The sequence below is a fragment of the Kluyvera sp. 1366 genome, assembly GCF_054823405.1.
Map to the genome: position 1 here is coordinate 84,816 of NZ_JBTRDW010000005.1, position 21,052 is coordinate 105,867.

Genomic DNA, 21,052 nt, shown 5'->3' on the forward strand with positions numbered 1-21,052 from the left:
AACAGTAGGGTGAGGTGCCCGGTTCCGCGTGGGGCAGCATAGCAGCATTTCGCCTGATTGTTAATCTGTTTACAAAAAAGCAACATTCGTGCGTTTTTTAGCAGCTTCATCTGCAAATTGAGCGGGATCACATAAAAAAGCAGGCTATGAAAGCCTGCTTGTTCTCATGTACGCAGAAGAGTGTTAACGATCAACCAGCACGAATTCGCTGTCGTTATAGCGTTCGCCCAGAATATTTTTCTCGCTAAACCACTCGTCCAGCGTGGCGACATCCGCATGACGTAATGCTAAATCGGCGGCGGCGCAGTTCTGTTCCAGATGGGCGATTTTGCTGGCGCCGGGAATCGGCACAATAAACTCGCCTTTTGCCAGCACCCACGCTAACGCTAGCTGAGCGGCTGTTGCATCATAACCTCCAGCCATCTCGGTAAGTTGATTCACTAACTTCTGGTTATGAGCCTGCGCATTCTGCAGGGTAGTAATGAGCGGATATTACAGGCAGCCCGTGCGGGCGTAGGCATTGCCTTTCTGCATGAAGCTACGGTGCGGGAAGTTTTAATTCGCGTTGAGTTAGTGGAAATACTGGCGAACTTCACTCAGGTAAAAGAAGGATTCTGGCTCTACTATCCGAGCCGGAAATATCTGCCCGTGCCACCAAGTCATTTTATTGATCGGCTTACAGAAATTAATTTTTAATTAAAAACATCCATTACGCGATCTATTTAAATGATTAGATAATATAAAAATCCATTAATTATAAATAATTTAAAATATTAGATGAAATAAAAGAAGTTTGGCGTAGACTGCCTGCGGGCGCTTGAGGCAACTTGCTTCAAGCTGAAAAGATTGGGGTAGGTTGTGGAGCGTAAAACCGTGCAGTTAACTTTCATTAACCGCACGGGCAAGCATCATACCCTAACACCTGAGAAATGTCAGGGTAGTCGCTTGCTCGTGCTAAATCAAGAGGAACGTGACTATGAAGTCTATATTCAGCAAGCTGATTATCAGCGGGCTCATTCTATTAGGATTGTGTCTGGTTAATCGCAGTTCACTCTGTGAATTACGATTACGGATATTCACTGCTGAATTATCGGCTGTTATGGCTTACGAAGCGCAACAGTAAAAATTCACTAGCGGGAGTCCGCTCCCGCTATTCCGGCATTGCGCATGTGTTAGCTCTTGCGCCTTTTTTATTTGTTTATTTAAATAGAACCACTAATAAAAAACGGCTCCTTAAAGGAGCCGTTAATTTATTCAAAGCGCGAACTTATTTCTTTTTCGCTTTCGGGTTCGGCAGGTCAGTGATGCTACCTTCGAACACTTCGGCAGCCAGGCCAACTGATTCATGCAGCGTTGGGTGCGCGTGAATGGTCAGAGCGATATCTTCGGCATCACAGCCCATTTCAATCGCCAGACCGATTTCACCCAGCAGCTCGCCGCCGTTGGTGCCGACAATCGCACCACCGATAACACGGTGAGTCTCTTTGTCGAAGATCAGTTTAGTCATGCCGTCTGCACAATCAGACGCAATAGCACGGCCTGAAGCGGCCCACGGGAAGGTGGACACTTCGTAGCTGATGCCTTTCTCTTTGGCTTCTTTCTCGGTCAGACCAACCCAGGCAACTTCTGGCTCGGTGTAAGCAATGGATGGGATCACTTTCGGGTCGAAGTAGTGCTTCAGACCCGAGATCACTTCCGCCGCTACGTGGCCTTCATGCACACCTTTGTGCGCCAGCATTGGCTGACCCACGATGTCACCGATAGCGTAGATGTGCGGTACGTTGGTGCGCATCTGCTTGTCGACACGGATAAAGCCGCGATCGTCCACTTCCACGCCTGCTTTACCCGCATCAAGGCCTTTACCGTTCGGTACGCGACCAATCGCCACCAGCACCGCATCATAACGCTGTGCGTCAGCTGGCGCTTTTTTACCTTCCATCGATACGTAGATACCGTCGTCTTTCGCTTCAACAGCGGTCACTTTGGTTTCCAGCATCAGGTTGAATTTCTTGCTGATACGCTTGGTAAAGACTTTCACTACGTCTTTATCAGCAGCCGGGATCACCTGGTCGAACATCTCAACCACGTCGATCTCTGAACCCAGCGCTTTATAAACGGTGGCCATTTCCAGACCGATGATGCCGCCGCCCATAACCAGCAGACGCTTCGGCACTTCTTTCAGTTCCAGCGCATCGGTTGAGTCCCACACGCGCGGATCATTGTGCGGAATGAATGGCAGTTCGATTGGACGAGAACCGGCCGCGATGATCGCGTTATCGAAGTTAATGGTGGTTGCGCCACCTTCACCTTCGACCACCAGCGTGTTAGCACCGGTGAATTTGCCGAGGCCAGTCACCACTTTCACTTTACGACCTTTCGCCATACCCGCGAGGCCGCCAGTGAGCTGGTTGATCACCTTCTCTTTCCACGAACGAATTTTGTCGATGTCAGTTTGCGGCTGGCCAAACACGATACCGTGCTCTTCCAGGGCTTTTGCTTCGTCGATCACTTTGGCGACGTGCAGCAGCGCTTTTGACGGGATACAGCCTACGTTCAGACAAACACCGCCGAGGGTGCTGTAACGCTCAACGATTACGGTTTCCAGACCTAAATCAGCGCAACGGAAGGCTGCAGAGTAACCTGCAGGACCTGCCCCAAGTACCACGACTTGAGTTTTAATCTCTGTACTCATCATGACCTCTTGTTTGATTACCGGCAGTCAGGAAAAAGCTTTTCCCAAGCTCTAATGCCCTATATCCGCCGGGACATTTCACCGCGAGAGTTTACAGAATTGTTAACAAACTGCCAACCGCGGCAACATTGAATGCTTACAACAAGGCCGGCTTTCGCCGGCCTTGATTAACTTCACATCACCAGACGGCGAATGTCGGACAGTGTGTTGTTGATGATGGTGATAAAGCGCGCACCATCAGCACCGTCGATCACGCGGTGGTCGAAGGAGAGTGAGATCGGCATCATCAGACGCGGCTCAAACTCTTTACCGTTCCACACCGGTTCCATCGCTGACTTGGAAACACCAAGGATAGCCACTTCCGGCGCGTTGACGATTGGCGCGAAGTGCGTGGTGCCCAGGCCGCCAAGGCTGGAGATAGTGAAGCAACCGCCCTGCATGTCGCCGGCGGTCAGCTTGCCATCACGCGCTTTCTTGGAAATCGCCATCAGCTCGCGGGACAGTTCAGTGATGCCTTTCTTGTTCACATCTTTGAACACCGGAACCACCAGACCGTTTGGCGTATCAACCGCCACACCGATGTTGATGTATTTCTTCAGCGTCAGTTTCTGTGCATCTTCAGACAGTGAACTGTTGAAGCGTGGCATCTGCTCAAGAGCAGCGGCAACGGCTTTCATGATGAACACCACTGGCGTGAATTTCACATCCAGTTTGCGTTTCTCTGCTTCGGCATTCTGCTGTTTGCGGAACGCTTCCAGATCGGTGATATCGGTTTTGTCGAAGTGTGTAACGTGCGGGATCACCACCCAGTTACGGCTCAGGTTGGCACCGGAGATTTTCTGGATACGGCCCAGTTCAACTTCTTCGATTTCGCCGAACTTGCTGAAGTCCACTTTCGGCCAGGGCAACAGACCTGGCAGGCTTCCGCCGCTGGCTGCTGCAGCCGGAGCCGCTTCAGCGCGTTTCACCGCGTCTTTGACGTAAGTCTGCACGTCTTCTTTCAGGATGCGACCTTTACGGCCGGTGCCTTTGACTTTCGCCAGGTTAACGCCGAACTCGCGCGCCAGACGACGAATCACCGGCGTCGCGTGTACGTAAGCATCGTTCTCAGCGAACTCGCCTTTCGCATCCGCTTTCGCTGCTGCTGGGGCCGCTGCCGGTTTCGCGGCTTCTGCCGCTGGAGCCGCTTCCTGCTTAGCCGCAGGCGCCGCAGCCGGTGCCGCGCCTTCCACTTCGAACACCATGATCAGTTTACCGGTGCTGACTTTATCGCCAGTCGCCACTTTCAACTCTTTCACGGTACCGGCGAACGGTGCAGGCACTTCCATTGAGGCTTTGTCGCCTTCAACCACGATCAGGGATTGCTCAGCAGCGACTTTGTCGCCCACTTTCACCAGGATCTCGGTGACTTCAACTTCGTCGCCACCAATGTCCGGCACGTTGACGTCTTTAGCGCCAGAAGCCGCAGGTGCTGCTGCTGGAGCCGCTTCCTGTTCAGCTGCTGGAGCAGCCGCCGGCGCTGCGCCTTCTGCTTCGAACACCATGATCAGTGAACCGGTGTTCACTTTGTCGCCGGTGGAGATTTTGATCTCTTTCACCACGCCCGCGAACGGTGCCGGGACTTCCATTGAGGCTTTGTCGCCTTCAACGGTGATCAGCGACTGCTCAGCCGTTACGGTGTCGCCCACTTTGACCAGTATCTCAGTGACTTCAACTTCGTCGCCGCCGATGTCCGGTACGTTGACTTCTTTGCTGACCGCAGCAGCGGCAGCAGGAGCGGCTTCCGCTTTCTTCTCTTCGGCTGGCGCTGGCGCCGCTTCTGCGGCACCTTCTGCGTCAAAAATCATAATCAGCGAGCCGGTTTCGACTTTGTCGCCGGTCGAGATTTTGATCTCTTTAACCACGCCCGCCTGCGGCGAAGGCACTTCCATGGAGGCTTTATCGCCTTCCACGGTGATCAGCGACTGTTCAGCTTCAACTTTGTCGCCCACCTTTACCAGGATTTCGGTGACTTCAACTTCGTCTGCCCCGATGTCCGGTACGTTAATTTCGATAGCCATTACTCTCTTACCTCTTATGCCAGACGCGGGTTAACTTTATCGGCGTCGATATTGAATTTGGTGATGGCTTCAGCCACCACTTTCTTATCGATTTCACCGCGTTTAGCCAGCTCACCCAGCGCAGCCACAACCACATACGATGCATCCACTTCGAAGTGGTGACGCAGGTTTTCACGGCTGTCAGAACGACCGAAGCCATCGGTACCCAACACGCGATAATCGCTGGAAGGCACGTAGCTGCGAACCTGTTCTGCGAACAGCTTCATGTAGTCGGTCGATGCGACGGCCGGTGCTTCGTTCATCACTTGCGCGATGTAAGGTACGCGCGGCTCATCGGTTGGGTGCAGCATGTTCCAGCGCTCACAATCCTGACCATCACGCGCCAGCTCGGTGAACGAGGTTACGCTGTAGACGTCAGAAGCGATGCCGTAATCTTTCGCCAGGATCTGCGCGGCTTCACGCACGTGACGCAGAATTGAACCTGAACCCAGCAGCTGCACTTTGCCTTTGCTACCTTCTACGGTTTCCAGCTTGTAGATACCCTTACGGATACCCTCTTCCGCACCCTGCGGCATCGCAGGCATGTGGTAGTTTTCGTTCAGCGTGGTGATGTAGTAGTAGATGTTTTCCTGCGCTTCGCCGTACATACGCACCAGGCCATCTTGCATGATGACCGCGATTTCGTACGCGTAAGACGGATCGTAAGAGATACAGTTCGGGATAGTCAGCGACTGAATGTGGCTGTGACCATCTTCGTGCTGCAAGCCTTCGCCGTTCAGCGTAGTACGACCTGAAGTACCGCCCACCAGGAAGCCGCGTGCCTGCATATCGCCGGCCAGCCACATCAGATCGCCGATGCGCTGGAAGCCGAACATCGAGTAATAGATGTAGAACGGAATCATCGGCAGGTTGTTGGTGCTGTAAGAGGTCGCCGCCGCCAGCCAGGATGAACCTGCGCCCAGCTCGTTGATCCCTTCCTGCAGAATCTGGCCTTTCTCGTCTTCTTTATAGTACGCAACCTGCTCGCGGTCCTGCGGGGTGTACTGCTGACCGTTCGGGCTGTAGATACCAATCTGACGGAACAGACCTTCCATACCGAAGGTACGGGCTTCGTCGGCAAGGATTGGAACCAGACGATCTTTGATCGACTTGTTCTTCAGCATCACGTTCAATGCACGCACGAAGGCGATGGTGGTGGAGATCTCTTTATTCTGCTCTTCCAGCAGTGGACGGAACTCTTCCAGCGTTGGCATTTCCAGCTTCTCGCTGAACTCCGCCTGACGCGTTGGCAGGTAGCCGCCCAACTTCTCACGCTGACCGTGCAGATAGTTGTACTCTTCAGAGCCTTTTTCGAAGGTGACGTATGGCAGCTCTTCGATTTTGTCATCGGCAACCGGCACATTGAAGCGATCGCGGATGTAGCGAACGCCATCCATGTTCATCTTCTTAACCTGGTGCGCGATGTTTTTACCTTCAGCAGTGTCACCCATGCCATAACCTTTGATGGTATGGGCCAGAATCAGCGTTGGCTGACCTTTGGTTTCCTGCGCTTTTTTCAGTGCAGCGTAGACTTTCTTCGGATCGTGGCCGCCGCGGTTCAGCGCGAAGATCTCTTCGTCTGACCAGTCTTTCACCAGAGCTGCGGTTTCCGGATATTTACCGAAGAAGTGCTCACGTACGTACGCGCCGTTACGGGATTTGAAGGTCTGATAATCGCCATCAACGGTTTCGTTCATCAGCTGAATCAGCTTGCCGCTGGTGTCCTGACGCAGCAGTTCATCCCAACGACCGCCCCAAATCACTTTGATCACGTTCCAGCCAGCACCGGCAAAGATGCCTTCCAACTCGTTGATGATCTTACCGTTACCGGTGACCGGGCCGTCCAGACGCTGCAGGTTACAGTTGATGATGAACACCAGGTTGTCCAGCTTCTCGCGGGTGGCGATGGTGATCGCACCTTTGGATTCCGGCTCATCCATCTCGCCATCACCGAGGAAGGCGTAAACGGTTTGTGCTGAGGTGTCTTTCAGACCGCGGTGTTCCAGATACTTCAGGAATTTCGCCTGATAGATCGCGTTCAACGGACCCAAGCCCATTGATACGGTTGGGAACTGCCAGAAGTCCGGCATCAGTTTCGGGTGCGGGTAAGAAGAGAGACCTTTGCCCTGCACTTCCTGACGGAAGTTATTCATTTGGTCTTCGCTCAGACGACCTTCAAGGAAGGCGCGGGCGTAGATACCTGGAGAAATGTGACCCTGGAAGAAAACCAGATCGCCGCCGTCTTTGTCGCTACGCGCGCGGAAGAAGTGGTTAAAGCACACTTCATAAATGGTCGCGGAAGACTGGAAGGAGGACATATGGCCACCCAACTCCAGATCTTTCTTCGACGCACGCAGCACCGACATGATGGCGTTCCAACGAATTGCGGAACGGATACGACGTTCAAGAGAGGTGTTGCCCGGATAGTCCGGCTCATCTTCAACAGCAATAGAGTTAATGTAGTTGCTGATTGCAGAGGAACCTGCGGCAACTTTCACGCCACCTTTGCGTGCTGCACTCATTACCTGATCAATCAGATACTGCGCGCGCTCAACACCTTCTTCACGGATGACCGATTCGATCGCTTGTAGCCAATCACGAGTTTCGATCGGATCCACGTCATTCTGTAAACGTTCTGACATGGGGTGTATTCCTTATCTGTGTCTAATACGTTGAAATTATCAGGAGCCTGTCTTCTTGTGCTTTGCTTCTGGTTCACAGCACAAGAAGACAGGCCCGTCGTGTTTTCCGCACGTTCGTTGCCGTGCGTTATTCCTTACGTTGCTGTAAACGACGCAGGGAGCGTTCACGACGACTCTGCTCCCGACTTCTATCCAGCAAGATTTCCTCAATGAACGCCAGGTGACGATGAGATGCCTCGCGTGCTTGTTCTGGCTCACGAGCCACAATCGCCTCGTAGATACTGGCGCGGTGACCGCTCACTTTCGCCAGCATTTCCCGACGAGCGTAGAGCAATTCAAAATTCTGACGGACGTTTTGTTCCAGCATAGGGCCCATGGAACGCAGCAGATGCAGCAACACCACATTGTGGGCGGCTTCTGTGACAGCGATCTGATACTTCATCACTGCATCCGCTTCGGCGTCGAGATCGCCGCTGTCCTGTGCCTGCTGAATATGAACATGGCAGTCGCGGATGCGCTGCAAATCTTCATCGGTGCCACGCAGTGCCGCGTAATAGGCAGCCACGCCTTCCAGCGCATGGCGGGTTTCCAGCAGGTCAAACTGAGATTCTGGATGTTCGGCAAGCAGACCGACCAGCGGGTCGCTCAGGCTTTGCCAGAGATTTTTTTGGACGAAGGTGCCGCCGCCCTGACGACGTAGCAGCAGGCCTTTAGCTTCCAGGCTCTGAATCGCTTCGCGCAAGGATGGACGTGAGACATCAAACTGTTTCGCCAGTTCACGCTCGGGGAGCAGTTTTTCACCCGGCTGGAGCGTCCCTTCCATAATGAGGGATTCCAGCTGTTGCTCAATCGCATCGGAGAGCTTGGGTTGGCGAATTTTACTGTAGGCCATCTTCCCTTCTTATCAGCCAAACGTCCGGAGTAAATTGGTAATACCAATTGAAAAATGGTGCCGGTAAAGTAACAAAGTATTCACCTTGTGTCTATATGGGTGCGGTCACACTTCAGGGGAGGATCGTAGCGCTGGTGCGCTAACCTACCGGCATCAAGCGAGAAATCACCCGCACGCAGCAAATGTTAATGAATTGCACTTTTACCTAACCTTACACTGAGTTAGCGCCCAGAAAACGGCCCAACCATAAGGGAAACCTATTCGTGTTCACCCTTTTTTCATGGCAGAAATACTGCGACGGGCGCGCAGAGGATGCTGCTGCTTTTTCAGTCATCTCTCAGCACAAAAAGCAAAAGCAGGTGCAAACTGACGCGCTTATCACTATTCTGAACGCCGTGGTAGCTCATGCATGCACACAGCACGCCAGATACCGTAAAGAAAAGAATACATTAAGGTAAACAGCCTTACAGTGCGCGCACTGCAGGTGCACAATAACAACATCACGAGGTTTGTATGGAACAACAGCATGGCGACACGCTGCACCGCGGCTTAAAGAATCGCCATATTCAGCTGATTGCGCTGGGCGGAGCCGTAGGTACTGGCCTGTTTCTGGGTAGCGCATCAGTGATTCAATCGGCCGGTCCGGCCGTGATTCTGGGATATGCGATTGCCGGTTTTATTGCCTTTCTGATCATGCGCCAACTCGGCGAGATGGTGGTTGAAGAGCCGGTTGCCGGCAGCTTCAGTCACTTCGCCTACAAATATTGGGGCAACTTCGCCGGTTTCGCCTCGGGCTGGAACTATTGGGTGCTGTATGTGCTGGTTGCCATGGCCGAACTCACCGCTGTGGGCAAGTACGTACAATTTTGGTGGCCGGATTTTCCTACCTGGGCCACCGCCGCCATCTTCTTTGTATTGATCAACGCCATTAACCTGACCAACGTCAAAGTGTTCGGTGAGATGGAGTTCTGGTTCGCGATTATCAAAGTGGTCGCGGTCATCGGCATGATTCTGTTCGGTGGCTGGTTGCTGTTTAGCGGCAACGGAGGCCCGCAGGCGAGCGTCAGCAACCTGTGGGATCAGGGCGGCTTCCTGCCGCACGGCATGACCGGATTGGTGATGATGATGGCAATCATTATGTTCTCGTTTGGTGGTCTGGAGCTGGTGGGCATCACTGCCGCAGAAGCCGACAATCCACAAGAGAGCATCCCGAAAGCCACCAATCAGGTGTTGTGGCGTATTCTGATTTTCTATATTGGCTCACTGGCGGTGCTGCTTTCGCTGCTGCCGTGGACGCGCGTGACGGCGGATACCAGCCCGTTCGTGCTGATTTTTCATGAGCTGGGCGATGCCTTTGTGGCCAACGCGCTGAACGTGGTAATCCTGACGGCGGCGCTGTCGGTCTACAACAGCTGCGTTTACTGCAACAGCCGCATGCTGTTCGGCCTGGCGCAACAGGGTAACGCGCCGAAAGCATTGCTGAAAGTGGACAGTCGCGGCGTGCCGGTCGCCACCATTCTGGTCTCAGCCGTGGCGACCCTGCTGTGTGTACTGATCAACTACCTGATGCCAGGCGAAGCCTTTGGCCTGCTGATGGCGCTGGTGGTTTCCGCACTGGTGATCAACTGGGCGATGATCAGCCTCGCGCATCTGAAATTCCGTAAAAAGAAAGATCAGCAAGGTGTCACCACGCGCTTCAAAGCGGTGCTCTATCCGCTGGGTAACTGGATTTGCCTGGTGTTCCTCGCCGGTGTGTTGGTCATTATGCTGATGACGCCAGGCATGGCGATATCGGTATGGTTGATTCCGGTATGGCTGGTGATTCTGGCTATCGGTTACACCATCAAGAACAAACTACAGAAAGCGTAATGTTGTTCCCTGCCCGGCACGCTGATGCCGGGCAGCACTTCTGATCTGGCTCACACTTTTCCCCGCCCGCGCGTTTTGTCCATCTACCCGACCATTTGCTCCCCAGCAGATTACTGATTTTGCACAGATAATTCCTGCTCATCATATCGCTGGAGACGATCAATGAAAGGAGCAGCCCTCTCGTTCAGAGAGAAACTGGGATATGGCATGGGCGATGCCGGATGCAACATGATTGGCGGTGCCATCATGCTGTTCCTCAATTATTTCTACACTGATGTGTTTGGTTTAGCCCCGGCGCTGGTCGGTACGCTATTACTGTCGGTACGCGTACTTGATGCGGTAACCGATCCGATCATGGGCGCCATTGCCGATCGTACGCAAAGTCGCTGGGGCCGCTTCCGTCCGTGGCTGCTGTGGGTTTCCGTGCCTTACGTGCTGTTTAGCGTGCTGATGTTCACCACGCCGGAGTGGAGCTACGACAACAAGGTTATCTGGGCGTTTGTCACTTACTTCCTGATGTCACTCACTTACACCGCCATCAACATCCCTTACTGCTCGCTGGGCGGTGTGATCACCAACGATCCGGGTGAGCGCGTGTCATGTCAGTCCTATCGCTTTGTGATGGTGGGCATTGCCACGCTGATCCTCTCACTTTCGCTGTTGCCGATGGCCGAATGGTTTGGCGGCGACAACAAAGCGCGCGGTTATCAAATGGCCATGGGCGTGCTGGCGCTGATCGGTTTGGCGATGTTCCTGTTCTGTTTTGCCAATGTGCGTGAACGCATTCGCCCGGCCACGCCAAGCAACGATGATTTGAAACAAGACTTGCGCGACGTGTGGAAAAACGATCAGTGGGTGCGCATTCTGCTGCTGACCTTCTGCAACGTCTGCCCCGGTTTTATCCGCATGGCCGCCACCATGTACTACGTCACTTGGGTGATGGGGCAATCAACGCACTTTGCCACGCTGTTTATCAGCCTGGGCGTCATCGGCATGATGTTCGGCAGCACACTGGCAAAAATCCTCACCGATCGCTGGTGCAAGCTCAAGGTGTTCTTCTGGACCAACATCGCGCTGGCGCTGTTCTCCTGCGGCTTCTACTGGATTGATCCGCACGCCACCGTCGCGGTGGTCATCGCCTACTTCCTGCTGAATATCCTGCACCAGATTCCCTCGCCGCTGCACTGGTCGCTGATGGCCGACGTGGATGATTACGGCGAATGGAAAACCGGCAAACGCATCACTGGTATGAGCTTCTCCGGCAACCTGTTCTTCCTCAAAGTGGGGCTGGCGGTGGCGGGGGCGATGGTCGGTTTCCTGCTGTCGATTTATGGCTACGATGCCGGCGCAAAACAGCAGACCCCCAACGCGATTAACGGCATCATGCTGCTGTTCACGGTCATTCCGGGCGTGGGATATCTGATCACCGCCGGCGTGGTGCGTTTAATGAAAGTGGATCGCAACTTAATGCGTACGATTCAGGCCGATCTGGCGCTGCGCCGTGCCCATTCACACCACGAATCCCCTATCGCGTCCTCTGCGACTGCGCAACCCGGAGAGATCAAATGAGCTGGCCCAATCCTTTTATTACGCAACGCGCCGATCCTTTTATTCTGCGCCATGCCGATGGCTACTATTTTATCGCCTCGGTGCCGGAATATGACCGACTGGAGATTCGCTATGCCTCAACGCTGGCTGGCCTGATTGAGGCAGAAGCGGTAACGGTGTGGCACAAACCGGATACCGGCCCCTTTAGCGCGCTGATCTGGGCGCCAGAACTGCATCACATCAACGGGCAATGGGTGATCTATTTCGCTGCCGCACCGACGCGGGCGATAAAAGATGGCCTGTTCCAGCACCGCATGTATGCGCTGGTGTGTAATGATGCCGATCCGCTGAGCGGTAACTGGCAGCCCTGCCGCCGCGTACATACGCCCATCGACTCCTTCTCACTGGACGCCACCTACTTCCACCATCAAGGTAAACACTGGTATCTGTGGGCGCAAAAAGATCCGGCGATTCCCGGAAACTCTAACCTGTATCTCGCCGAGTTGCTCAATCCGTGGACGCTAAAAAGCGCCCCGCTGATGCTGAGCCGACCGGAGTATGAATGGGAGTGCGCGGGATTCAGCGTCAACGAAGGACCGGCGGTGATTCAGCATGGCGACCAGCTGTTTGTCACCTATTCCGCCAGCGCGACCGATGAAAATTACTGTCTGGGGATATTAAGCATTGATGTGTTAGCCGATCCGCTCAACATCAACGCCTGGCGTAAATCCGCGCGGCCGGTATTTGCCACCAGCTGGGATAATCAGCAATACGGACCGGGACACAACAGCTTTACGGTGGATGAAGCGGGAAGAGCGGTGCTGGTGTATCACGCGCGCAATTACACCGAAATTGAGGGCGATCCGCTGTGGGATCCGAATCGCCATACGCGCTTGAAATATTTCGACTGGCGTGAAGACGGCACACCGGATTTTGGCGTGCCGCCAGCCGATCACACCAGCGTGCCGTAGATCGTCAACAGCGCGACCACCACCACCAGCACCAGAGAAATACGTTTCGCCAACGCCACTGCAACACGTGGCGTTTCGACTTTATCCATGTGCGGATCGCGCGCCAGCGAGAACTGCGCCAGGCTGGTCAGCACCTGATATTGCGGGCGATGCAGATCGCCCAGCGCGGCAAACCACGCTGGCAGCGCACGTTCGCCGTGGCCGAGCAGCGCGTAAGCCACGCCGGCCAAACGCACGGGGATCCAGTCCAAAACGTGCAGCAGACGATCAACGCCAGACTGCGAGCGCGCCAGCGGCGTCTGATGCTTCGCCAGCCAGCTCTGCCAGGCGCGCAGAAACGCATAACCCACCAGCAGCACCGGGCCGTAAGGTCCACCGACCACAAACCAGAACAGCGGTGCAAGATAGAAGCGGAAGTTAATCCAAATCAGCGCGTTCTGCAGTTCACGCAGGAACTCGCGCTCGCTGCACTCAACCGGCACGCCGTGAATCAGCGTCAGTTCAGCCGCCATCGCCTGATGCGCCGCTTCATCGTCATGGCTCGCGGCTTTGAGATAGCTGTGATAGTGCAGTCGCACCGAACCCGCGCCAATACACAGCAATCCCACCAAAATCCAGAACAGCAGTTGCGCCACGCCAAACAAGATGCCTTTCAGGCTCCACACCACCAGCCAGACGATCAGCATCGCTATCACTGTCATCATCAGCGTGCGCAGCAGGGAAAAACGCTGGCGGCCACGAAACAGCGGCTCCAGCCGATGGTCCAGTTGCCAATGCTCACCCAACTTAAACAGGCGTTCCCAACCTAAAACTAATAACAAGCTAAACAACGTCATACCCGCTCCTGCTGTCTCAGGGATTCTCCTGCCTGATGGATTCTTTATAGCGCAACCAGTCAAAAGAGGAACCGGGATCGGTTTTCCGCTCTGGTGCGATATCGCTATGGCCGGTGATGCGCGCAGGCGTCAACGGATAGTGCTGCAGCAGGAGTTGAGTCACCTGCTGCAAAGTCACGTACTGGGCATCGGTATAGGGCAGCGTATCAGTGCCTTCCAGTTCAATGCCCATGGAAAAATCGTTGCAGCTTTCACGTCCTTCAAACTGCGACACGCCGGCGTGCCAGGCGCGCTGATCGAAAGAGACGTATTGCACCAGCTCGCCGTCGCGACGGATTAAACAATGCGCCGCCACGCGTAAATGGGCGATGTCCGCAAAATAGGGATGCGCATCGGCAGGCAACGTGCCGGTAGTAAATAAGCGATCGATCCACGGCCCGCCAAACTCACCGGGCGGTAAACTGATGTTGTGAATCACCAACAGCGAGGGCACTTCATCATTTGGACGCTGATTGAAGTGTGGTGAAGGTACTTTACGCGCGCTGGTAATCCAGCCCTCTTCCAGTTTCATGCTGTTAAATCCTAAGCAAAATCAGGCTGAGAATAACATGTTTCATCCAGCAGACTTGCGACTTAATGCGCCGACGCAGCCGAGTTCAGGATACTAAACATTTCACCGCCAGCAACTGGCAATGGTCGATAGATCAGGCTAAGGTGAGCGCACGAAATTCGTCTTGTGGAGGGGCAAAACCATGGCAACGCGTCGTTACGATCCCGATCATCGCCGTCAGGAACTGATTAAACGTATAGAACAGGATATCCCGGAAGCCGTTGCCCGGGCGCTTCAGGAGGATTTAGGTGGCGAAGTGGATGCGGATCGCGATATCACCGCGTTGCTGCTGCCAGCAGAAAAGCAGGCGGTGGCAAAAGTCATCACCCGTGAAGCCGGTGTTTTTTGTGGTAAACGCTGGGTAGAGGAAGTCTTTATCCAGCTCGGTAATAAAGTCACTCTTAACTGGCATGTAGAAGATGGACAAGCGCTGGTTGCCGATCAGCTGCTGTTCGAGCTTACCGGCCCGGCGCGCCTGCTGTTAACCGCAGAACGCACCGCACTCAACTTCGTGCAGACGCTCTCTGGCGTGGCCACCGAGGTTAGCCGTTATGTCGCCCTGCTGGCGGGCAGCGAAACCCAGTTGCTTGATACACGCAAGACCTTGCCAGGCCTGCGTACCGCGCTGAAATATGCGGTGTTGTGCGGTGGCGGTAATAACCACCGTTTAGGCCTTTCGGATGCTTTCCTGATAAAAGAAAACCACATTATCGCCAGCGGCTCGGTGCGTAACGCCGTAGAAAAAGCGCTGTGGCTGTCGCCGGATGTGCCGGTAGAAGTTGAAGTTGAATCGCTGACGGAACTGCAGGATGCCATCGATGCCGGAGCGGACATCATCATGCTCGACAACTTTAGCCTTGAGATGATGCATGCAGCGGTTGCGCTAACCCACAAACGCGCGCTGCTGGAAGTCTCTGGCAACGTAACCGAAACCACGCTGCCACAAATTGCCCAGACCGGCGTTGATTATGTCTCTGTCGGCGCGCTGACCAAACATGTGCGCGCGCTGGATCTGTCGATGCGTTTCCGCGAGCTTTAATGCCCCGTTCTGCCGCGTGTTAGTGCGGCAGATATGCGAGCTGGCTTCCAAAATGCTGTTATCTCCGCTGTAAATCTGACGATTCTCTGCGCGATGCTTTCCAGCCTCGCGCAGCCATGACTTCCGCTTTCCCTCGCCCTTTTCTACCGTAGCGGCTCCACAACAAGGAGCCTCACTATGGACAGACAACGCGGTTTTACCCTTATCGAATTAATGATTGTGATTGGCATCGTCGCCATTCTCAGCGCCATCGGTTTACCGGCTTATCAAAACTACCTGCAACGCGCAGCGCTCACCGACATGCTGCAAACCATGGTGCCGTACAAAACAGCAGTAGAACTCTGTGCCATTGAGCGCGGCGGACCGGCGCAGTGTCAGGCAGGAGAACGCGGCATTCCGGTGGCCAAAGGTTCGCGCTATGTGGCAACGCTGAGCGTGGTCAACGGAACCATCAACCTGACCGGCCAGGAAAGTCTCAGCGGATTAACGGTTGAAATGCTGCCGATTTGGAGCGCAACGGATGGCACGTTGAGCTGGCAACGCACTTGTACCAGCGATAACAGCAGCCTGCGCGATAGCTGCCTCGAGCAGTTTCGCTTTGCCGACAAGGATGCCAACTGATGGACAAACCTAATAGTGCGCTGCACACGTTGTGCGCCCGTTATCAGGCGGTGATTCTGCACCATGACGCCACGCTACTGCGCGTAGCGGTAGCCGACACACCCGATCCGCTGCTGCTGGAAGCGCTACAGTTCGCCAGCCAGTGCAAGGTGGAGGTCGAGTGCTGGCCTGCGGCACGGCTTGAGCAGTTGCTGCACGAGCCGGATGTCGCTGCAGCACCACGTGAACAGGCCAGCGCTGAGTCAGCGATTAACGCGGTCGATCAGATTTTGCGCCAGGCCATTCAGCGGCGCGCCTCAGATGTGCATTTTGAACCGCAGCGCCATGGACTGCGGGTGCGTCTGCGCATCGATGGCGTGTTGCACAAACTACCGCAGCCTTCTGAAGCACAACCCGCTGCGATTCTGGCGCGCCTGAAAATTCTCGGAGGATTGGATATCGCCGAACGGCGTCTGCCGCAGGACGGACAGTTTACGCTGGAAATAGAGGACAAACTGGCGGCGTTTCGTCTCTCAACGCTACCGGTAAGCCAGGGCGAAAAAGCCGTGGTGCGGCTGCTACAAAGTGAAAACAGCGCCATCACCCTCGATAAACTCGGCATGCCTGCAGCACAGCTGCGTTTACTGAAAAACGCGCTAGCGAAACCGCAGGGTTTGATTCTGGTCACCGGACCGACCGGCAGCGGTAAAACCTTCACGCTCTATAGCGGGTTAAGCGCGCTTAATGTGCCAGAGAAGAACGTTTGTAGCGTGGAAGATCCGGTTGAGATCCCGCTGGATGGTATTAATCAAACGCAGATCCAGCCGCGTAGCGGGCTCGATTTCAATCGTGTGCTGCGCGCACTACTGCGCCAGGATCCCGATGTGATTATGGTGGGGGAAATCCGTGATGCCGAAACGGCCAGCATCGCCGTTAAAGCAGCACAGACCGGCCATCTGGTGCTTTCCACACTGCATACTAACTCGACTGCTGAAACCCTGACGCGCCTGCGCCAGATGGATATTCCCGGTTATCTGCTGGGCCCCGCTTTGCAGTTGGTGGTGGCGCAGCGTCTGGTCAGACGCTTGTGCGTGCATTGCCGTCAGCCGGGACAAGCTATTGCCCATCTGCCGGGCGAACTCTGGCCGGGCACGCTGCAAACCTGGCGAGCGCCGGGCTGTGATCACTGCTTCTCCGGCTATTACGGGCGGCTGGCGCTGTTTGAAGTCTTGCCGCTAACCAGCAAATTGCAGAATGCTATCTCGGCAGATATGCCGCTGGAACATCTGTTAATGCTGGCAAATGAACAGGGAATGAAAACATTGCTAGCTGCGGGGCTGGAAGCAGTAAGTCGCGGCGATACTTCTTTCGAAGAGATGCAGCGCGTGGTGGGACTGGGCGATGGCTAATCTCTATCATTTCCGCTGGCAGGCTCTTGATACCATGGGCGTGCTGCAGGAGGGCGAATCACTTAATGCCAGCCAGGATGCGTTGCTCAATCAACTCTCCGATCGCGGCATGCTGCCAGTAAACTGGCAGCGTGGAAAATGCTGGCGTTCGCGCGACTGGAAGTGGCAGCAAAAAATCGATTTGGTGCGGCAACTGGCGACGCTGCTGAAGGCCGGCTTGCCGCTGGCGGAAAGTCTGATTCTGCTGGCAGAAGGCCATCCTCATGCCGGTTGGCGGGTATTACTGAAAGGATTGCAGCGCCGCGTCATCGGCGGTGAGCCCTTCTCGCAAGCCTTGCAGGAGTGGCCGCAGATCTTTCCCCCGCTGTTTCCTGCTTTGATGCAAGTGGGTGAATTAACCGGCCAACTCGACGAGTGCTGTCGCCAGCTGGCGCAGCAGCAAAGCAAGCAGCAATACTTACGGCAAAAAGTGGTGAAGGCGCTGCGCTATCCCCTGTTTATCTTGCTGGTAGCGCTCGCGGTCAGTGCTGGCATGCTGCTGTTTGTTTTGCCAGAATTTGTCTCTGTCTATGCCAGTTTTGATGCGCCGCTGCCCGCTTTTACTGCTGCGGTGATGTCGCTGTCAGAACTGCTGCAGAAGGCCGCGCTGCCGCTGTCGCTGGTAGGTGCCGTATTACTGATGATTGTGCAGCAGACTTATCGACGTTCGGTACCGTGGCAAAAGCGCGTACATCAATGGTTACTGCGCATGCCACTGTTATCTCCGCTGTGGCGCGGCGGGCAGCTCAGCCAGATATACGCCATCCTGCAACTTACACAACAATCCGGTTTGACCTTGTTGCAAAGCCTGCAGGCGGTTGAAGTAACCTTGATATCGCGATTGTGGCGCGATGCCATCGTTCAGTTGCAGCGGCACATTGCTGCGGGTGCGCCGCTGCATCAGGCGCTGCAACAGCATCTGCTGTTTACACCCCTGTGTGCCCAACTCATCCGAGTGGGTGAAGAAGCAGGTGCGTTAGATGTGATGCTGGCACGGCTGGCGGAGTGGCACGAGGCGCAAACATTAGCGCGCGCTGATGCTCTGGCGGCATCGCTGGAACCGATGATGATGGTGGTAATCGGCGGGATTGTTGGCACCTTAGTGATTGCAATGTATCTGCCGGTATTTGGTCTTGGCGATGCCATTCGATGACGGGCACGCGCGATGCGCGCCCGTTGGCAGAGATTAACGAGTGAATACGCGGTTCTCTTGTTCAGCGACGCGGATAAAGGTAGTGCGTTTCGTCAGCTCTTTCAATCGTTCAGCACCGACGTAGGTACAGGCCGAACGTAAACCGCCGAGGATATCTTTAACCGTCTCCTCAACCGGGCCGCGCACCGGCAACCGCACGGTTTTGCCTTCCGCCGCACGGTATTGCGCAACACCGCCAACGTGGCGTTTCATCGCCGATTCGGAGCTCATGCCGTAGAACAGCATAAATTTCTCACCCTGTTCTTCGACGATGGTTCCTTCACACTCGTCATGTGCCGCAAGCATGCCGCCGAGCATGGTGAAATCTGCACCGCCCCCGAAAGCTTTGGCAATGTCACCTGGAACCGAGCAGCCGCCGTCGCTGACGATCTGTCCGCCTAAACCGTGTGCCGCATCTGCGCACTCGATAACGGCAGAAAGCTGAGGATAACCAACGCCGGTCTTCACGCGTGTAGTGCACACTGAGCCGGGGCCAATACCCACTTTGACGATATCTGCGCCAGACAAAATCAGCTCTTCCACCATTTCACCGGTAACCACGTTGCCTGCGCAGATGGTTTTACCTGGGAAGCTTTCACGCACGCGCAGCAGGAACTGAACGAAGTGCTCAGAGTAGCCGTTAGCAACGTCGATGCAGATAAAGTTGAGCTGCGATGATAACGCCAGAATGGCGGATAACTTCGTGAAATCTGATTCTGATGTACCAGATGAGACCATCACATGACTCAGCACCGCCGCTGGCACGCGTTGTACAAATGCCTGCCACTCTTGCACGCTGTAATGTTTATGCACTGCGGTCAGTACGTTAAAACTCGCCAGGGCTTCAGCCATCGTGAAAGTACCGACGGTATCCATGTTGGCGGCAATAATCGGTATGCCACTCCAGTTCAAGCCTGAGTGTTTAAAGGTGAAGGTTCGTTCCAGCTCAACCTCGGAACGGCTTTTCAAAGTGGAACGTTTTGGGCGGATCAAAACATCTTTAAAGCCCAGTTTTAGATCTTCTTCAATGCGCATAGCTGATTATCCTGGTTAGTGACGACGAACCGCGGTTCGGGTAGCGCTCACGGCTCCAGTGTCGTTATCATACGCGCCATTCGTTCCGCGACAAGACTGCGAATTTCACTTTATTTAGGCTACAATCCCTTAAATTTAGCTGAGAAAATTGATTGTGATCATGCTCTCATCTTGCTGTGGTTAATCGCCGCTCACGATATAAATTTTGCGAGAACGCTATGCCTTATACCGTTGCGCTCACCGGCGGCATTGGCAGTGGTAAAACCACTATTGCCAACGCTTTCGCAGCGCTAGGCGTTGATATTATTGACGCTGACGTCATTGCCAGAGAAGTTGTTGAGCCCGGAACGCCTGCCCTAAAGGCGATTGCTCAGCGTCATGGAGATACCATTTTGACGGCAGAAGGCACGCTCTATCGTGCGCGGCTTCGTGAAATTATTTTCCAACAGCCACAAGAGAAAAACTGGCTCAATCAGCTGCTTCATCCACTCATCAACGCCCGCACGCAACAATTAAAATTATTGGCCACCTCACCTTATGTGCTTTGGGTGGTGCCGCTGTTGGTCGAAAACGGCTTACAGCATCAGGCCGATCGCGTGTTGGTCGTGGATGTGGATACCGCCACGCAGTTGCAACGCACCCAACAGCGAGATGGTATTTCGCTAAGTCAGGCGAAAAATATTCTTGCCGCACAGGCTAGTCGTGAACAGCGTCGGGCCTGTGCGGATGACATCATTGATAACAGTGGTACGCCTGAACAGGTGCTACCGCGCGTTGCTGAGCTTCACCAGCGCTATCTACGCCTGGCAGCAACCGGAAAGGATTAACATCATGAGCACAATTGTTCTTTTTGAACACCCTTTGAATGAGAAGATGCGCACCTGGCTGCGCGTCGAATATCTGATTGATCAGCTGCATGAAACGGTGCCGGTTAACGGTTCGGTATCAGCACTTGGCGTTTTCCGTATTCTTAGCGATTTACTGGATATTTTTGAGCGCGGAGATATGCGCACTGAATTGTTAAAAGAACTAGAGCGCCAGCAACAAAAATTACGCGCCTGGCTGGATGTCCCAGGCATTGATGAACTGCGCGTGAATGATCTGCGTCAGCAGTTGAAGCAATGCTCAAGCGAACTCATGGCGGCACCGCGCATGGGCCAACAGTTACGTGAAGATCGCCTGGTTGCTCTGGTACGTCAGCGTTTGAGCATTCCCGGCGGCTGCTGCAGTTTCGATCTACCCAGCCTGCACATCTGGCTGCATCAGGAGCAAGCAGTGCGAGATGTTCAGGTGAATGGCTGGCTGGCATCACTAAATCCGCTGCGTAATAGTTTGACGATGATCCTCGATTTGGTGCGCCAGTCTGGCATATTTCGTCATCAAACCAGCCTCAACGGTTTTTATCAGGATAACGCCGAAGGATCCGATTTACTGCGCCTGCAATTAACTCTGGAAGACGCGCTGTACCCACAGGTCTCGGGTCACAAAAGCCGTTATGCGATTCGTTTCCTGCCATTAGACAGCGAACGCGGAGAAGTACCAGCCCGACTGAATTTTGAATTAGCTTGTTGTTAGAGGA

The 21,052-nt window shown here is 54.4% G+C and carries 19 protein-coding genes; 11 read left to right on the forward strand and 8 right to left on the reverse strand.

Features of this window, described 5'->3' with window-relative positions; translation table 11 throughout:
* Positions 1-183 precede the first annotated feature (183 nt).
* Positions 184-441, reverse strand: a complete 258-nt coding sequence (locus ACVLVH_RS12250; RefSeq protein WP_312464137.1) for an aldo/keto reductase — start codon at positions 439-441, stop codon at positions 184-186.
* A gap of 12 nt (positions 442-453) precedes the next feature.
* Between ACVLVH_RS12250 and ACVLVH_RS12255 the strand changes: the two genes are divergently transcribed.
* Complete coding sequence (locus tag ACVLVH_RS12255; RefSeq protein WP_225614462.1) at positions 454-696, forward strand: LysR substrate-binding domain-containing protein; 243 nt, start codon at positions 454-456, stop codon at positions 694-696.
* A 280-nt stretch (positions 697-976) separates the two neighbouring features.
* A complete protein-coding gene (locus tag ACVLVH_RS12260; protein ID WP_137385164.1) occupies positions 977-1,123 on the forward strand; it encodes a Hok/Gef family protein in 147 nt (48 codons plus the stop codon).
* Between the two features lie 144 nt (positions 1,124-1,267).
* On the opposite strand, the gene lpdA is transcribed toward ACVLVH_RS12260, so the two are convergent.
* From lpdA to pdhR, 4 genes are all read right to left on the reverse strand, one after another.
* Positions 1,268-2,692, reverse strand: coding sequence for a dihydrolipoyl dehydrogenase (gene lpdA, locus ACVLVH_RS12265; protein ID WP_008108560.1), 1,425 nt, complete (start codon positions 2,690-2,692; stop codon positions 1,268-1,270).
* A gap of 173 nt (positions 2,693-2,865) precedes the next feature.
* Positions 2,866-4,752 (reverse strand): pyruvate dehydrogenase complex dihydrolipoyllysine-residue acetyltransferase, encoded by a 1,887-nt coding sequence (gene aceF, locus ACVLVH_RS12270; protein ID WP_498949457.1) that lies wholly within the window; start codon positions 4,750-4,752, stop codon positions 2,866-2,868.
* A 14-nt stretch (positions 4,753-4,766) separates the two neighbouring features.
* Positions 4,767-7,433: a pyruvate dehydrogenase (acetyl-transferring), homodimeric type gene (gene aceE / locus ACVLVH_RS12275; RefSeq protein WP_101762093.1), complete on the reverse strand. Its 2,667-nt coding sequence runs from the start codon at positions 7,431-7,433 to the stop codon at positions 4,767-4,769.
* Between the two features lie 127 nt (positions 7,434-7,560).
* The gene (gene pdhR, locus ACVLVH_RS12280; RefSeq protein ID WP_008108566.1) at positions 7,561-8,325 is read right to left on the reverse strand and encodes a pyruvate dehydrogenase complex transcriptional repressor PdhR; all 765 of its coding nucleotides are present in this window, start codon (positions 8,323-8,325) and stop codon (positions 7,561-7,563) included.
* 513 nt (positions 8,326-8,838) lie between these two features.
* Here pdhR and aroP point away from each other — a divergent pair.
* The 3 genes from aroP (at position 8,839) to ACVLVH_RS12295 (ending at position 12,713) form a co-directional block, all read left to right on the forward strand.
* Entirely contained in the window at positions 8,839-10,194 is a 1,356-nt protein-coding gene (gene aroP, locus ACVLVH_RS12285) for an aromatic amino acid transporter AroP (RefSeq protein ID WP_110867537.1), read from the forward strand.
* A gap of 162 nt (positions 10,195-10,356) precedes the next feature.
* A complete protein-coding gene (locus ACVLVH_RS12290) occupies positions 10,357-11,763 on the forward strand; it encodes a glycoside-pentoside-hexuronide (GPH):cation symporter (RefSeq protein WP_192412382.1) in 1,407 nt (468 codons plus the stop codon).
* Positions 11,760-12,713: a glycoside hydrolase family 43 protein gene (locus ACVLVH_RS12295; protein WP_101762097.1), complete on the forward strand. Its 954-nt coding sequence runs from the start codon at positions 11,760-11,762 to the stop codon at positions 12,711-12,713. Before ACVLVH_RS12290 ends, ACVLVH_RS12295 begins: the two co-directional genes overlap by 4 nt.
* On the opposite strand, the gene ampE is transcribed toward ACVLVH_RS12295, so the two are convergent.
* Together ampE and ampD are read right to left on the reverse strand one after the other, a co-directional pair.
* A complete protein-coding gene (gene ampE, locus ACVLVH_RS12300) occupies positions 12,695-13,549 on the reverse strand; it encodes a beta-lactamase regulator AmpE (protein ID WP_192235712.1) in 855 nt (284 codons plus the stop codon). The two genes, ACVLVH_RS12295 and ampE, sit on opposite strands and share 19 nt — an antisense overlap.
* A 16-nt stretch (positions 13,550-13,565) precedes the next feature.
* Positions 13,566-14,120, reverse strand: coding sequence for a 1,6-anhydro-N-acetylmuramyl-L-alanine amidase AmpD (gene ampD, locus ACVLVH_RS12305; protein ID WP_498949461.1), 555 nt, complete (start codon positions 14,118-14,120; stop codon positions 13,566-13,568).
* A 181-nt stretch (positions 14,121-14,301) separates the two neighbouring features.
* Here ampD and nadC point away from each other — a divergent pair, with 181 nt between their 5' ends.
* From nadC to hofC, 4 genes are all read left to right on the forward strand, one after another.
* Positions 14,302-15,198, forward strand: a complete 897-nt coding sequence (gene nadC / locus ACVLVH_RS12310; RefSeq protein ID WP_192412385.1) for a carboxylating nicotinate-nucleotide diphosphorylase — start codon at positions 14,302-14,304, stop codon at positions 15,196-15,198.
* Positions 15,199-15,375: 177 nt separating this feature from the next.
* Positions 15,376-15,819: a prepilin peptidase-dependent pilin gene (gene ppdD / locus ACVLVH_RS12315; protein ID WP_101762101.1), complete on the forward strand. Its 444-nt coding sequence runs from the start codon at positions 15,376-15,378 to the stop codon at positions 15,817-15,819.
* Complete coding sequence (gene gspE, locus ACVLVH_RS12320) at positions 15,819-17,207, forward strand: type II secretion system protein GspE (protein ID WP_192412387.1); 1,389 nt, start codon at positions 15,819-15,821, stop codon at positions 17,205-17,207. Before ppdD ends, gspE begins: the two co-directional genes overlap by 1 nt.
* Positions 17,200-18,399, forward strand: coding sequence for a protein transport protein HofC (hofC, locus tag ACVLVH_RS12325; protein WP_192412389.1), 1,200 nt, complete (start codon positions 17,200-17,202; stop codon positions 18,397-18,399). The genes gspE and hofC overlap by 8 nt, the downstream gene beginning before the upstream one ends.
* 33 nt (positions 18,400-18,432) lie before the next feature.
* Here hofC and ACVLVH_RS12330 read toward each other — a convergent pair whose 3' ends face one another.
* Positions 18,433-19,473, reverse strand: coding sequence for a GMP reductase (locus ACVLVH_RS12330; RefSeq protein WP_110867529.1), 1,041 nt, complete (start codon positions 19,471-19,473; stop codon positions 18,433-18,435).
* Positions 19,474-19,691: 218 nt separating this feature from the next.
* Between ACVLVH_RS12330 and coaE the strand changes: the two genes are divergently transcribed.
* Both coaE and zapD read left to right on the forward strand, forming a co-directional pair.
* A complete protein-coding gene (gene coaE / locus ACVLVH_RS12335) occupies positions 19,692-20,300 on the forward strand; it encodes a dephospho-CoA kinase (RefSeq protein WP_101762105.1) in 609 nt (202 codons plus the stop codon).
* Between the two features lie 4 nt (positions 20,301-20,304).
* Complete coding sequence (gene zapD / locus ACVLVH_RS12340) at positions 20,305-21,048, forward strand: cell division protein ZapD (protein WP_101762106.1); 744 nt, start codon at positions 20,305-20,307, stop codon at positions 21,046-21,048.
* Positions 21,049-21,052: the final 4 nt, after the last annotated feature.

What these genes read in the sequence shown, in the direction of transcription:
- gspE (WP_192412387.1), top strand. Translation starts at nt 15,819, where the DNA reads ATGGACAAACCTAATAGTGCGCTGCACACGTTGTGCGCCCGTTATCAG.
- aceF (WP_498949457.1), bottom strand. Translation starts at nt 4,752, where the DNA reads ATGGCTATCGAAATTAACGTACCGGACATCGGGGCAGACGAAGTTGAA.
- ACVLVH_RS12330 (WP_110867529.1), bottom strand. Translation starts at nt 19,473, where the DNA reads ATGCGCATTGAAGAAGATCTAAAACTGGGCTTTAAAGATGTTTTGATC.
- ACVLVH_RS12295 (WP_101762097.1), top strand. Translation starts at nt 11,760, where the DNA reads ATGAGCTGGCCCAATCCTTTTATTACGCAACGCGCCGATCCTTTTATT.
- lpdA (WP_008108560.1), bottom strand. Translation starts at nt 2,692, where the DNA reads ATGAGTACAGAGATTAAAACTCAAGTCGTGGTACTTGGGGCAGGTCCT.
- hofC (WP_192412389.1), top strand. Translation starts at nt 17,200, where the DNA reads ATGGCTAATCTCTATCATTTCCGCTGGCAGGCTCTTGATACCATGGGC.
- nadC (WP_192412385.1), top strand. Translation starts at nt 14,302, where the DNA reads ATGGCAACGCGTCGTTACGATCCCGATCATCGCCGTCAGGAACTGATT.
- pdhR (WP_008108566.1), bottom strand. Translation starts at nt 8,325, where the DNA reads ATGGCCTACAGTAAAATTCGCCAACCCAAGCTCTCCGATGCGATTGAG.
- aceE (WP_101762093.1), bottom strand. Translation starts at nt 7,433, where the DNA reads ATGTCAGAACGTTTACAGAATGACGTGGATCCGATCGAAACTCGTGAT.
- ACVLVH_RS12260 (WP_137385164.1), top strand. Translation starts at nt 977, where the DNA reads ATGAAGTCTATATTCAGCAAGCTGATTATCAGCGGGCTCATTCTATTA.
- ampD (WP_498949461.1), bottom strand. Translation starts at nt 14,120, where the DNA reads ATGAAACTGGAAGAGGGCTGGATTACCAGCGCGCGTAAAGTACCTTCA.
- coaE (WP_101762105.1), top strand. Translation starts at nt 19,692, where the DNA reads ATGCCTTATACCGTTGCGCTCACCGGCGGCATTGGCAGTGGTAAAACC.
- ampE (WP_192235712.1), bottom strand. Translation starts at nt 13,549, where the DNA reads ATGACGTTGTTTAGCTTGTTATTAGTTTTAGGTTGGGAACGCCTGTTT.
- ACVLVH_RS12290 (WP_192412382.1), top strand. Translation starts at nt 10,357, where the DNA reads ATGAAAGGAGCAGCCCTCTCGTTCAGAGAGAAACTGGGATATGGCATG.
- ppdD (WP_101762101.1), top strand. Translation starts at nt 15,376, where the DNA reads ATGGACAGACAACGCGGTTTTACCCTTATCGAATTAATGATTGTGATT.
- zapD (WP_101762106.1), top strand. Translation starts at nt 20,305, where the DNA reads ATGAGCACAATTGTTCTTTTTGAACACCCTTTGAATGAGAAGATGCGC.
- ACVLVH_RS12255 (WP_225614462.1), top strand. Translation starts at nt 454, where the DNA reads ATGAGCCTGCGCATTCTGCAGGGTAGTAATGAGCGGATATTACAGGCA.
- aroP (WP_110867537.1), top strand. Translation starts at nt 8,839, where the DNA reads ATGGAACAACAGCATGGCGACACGCTGCACCGCGGCTTAAAGAATCGC.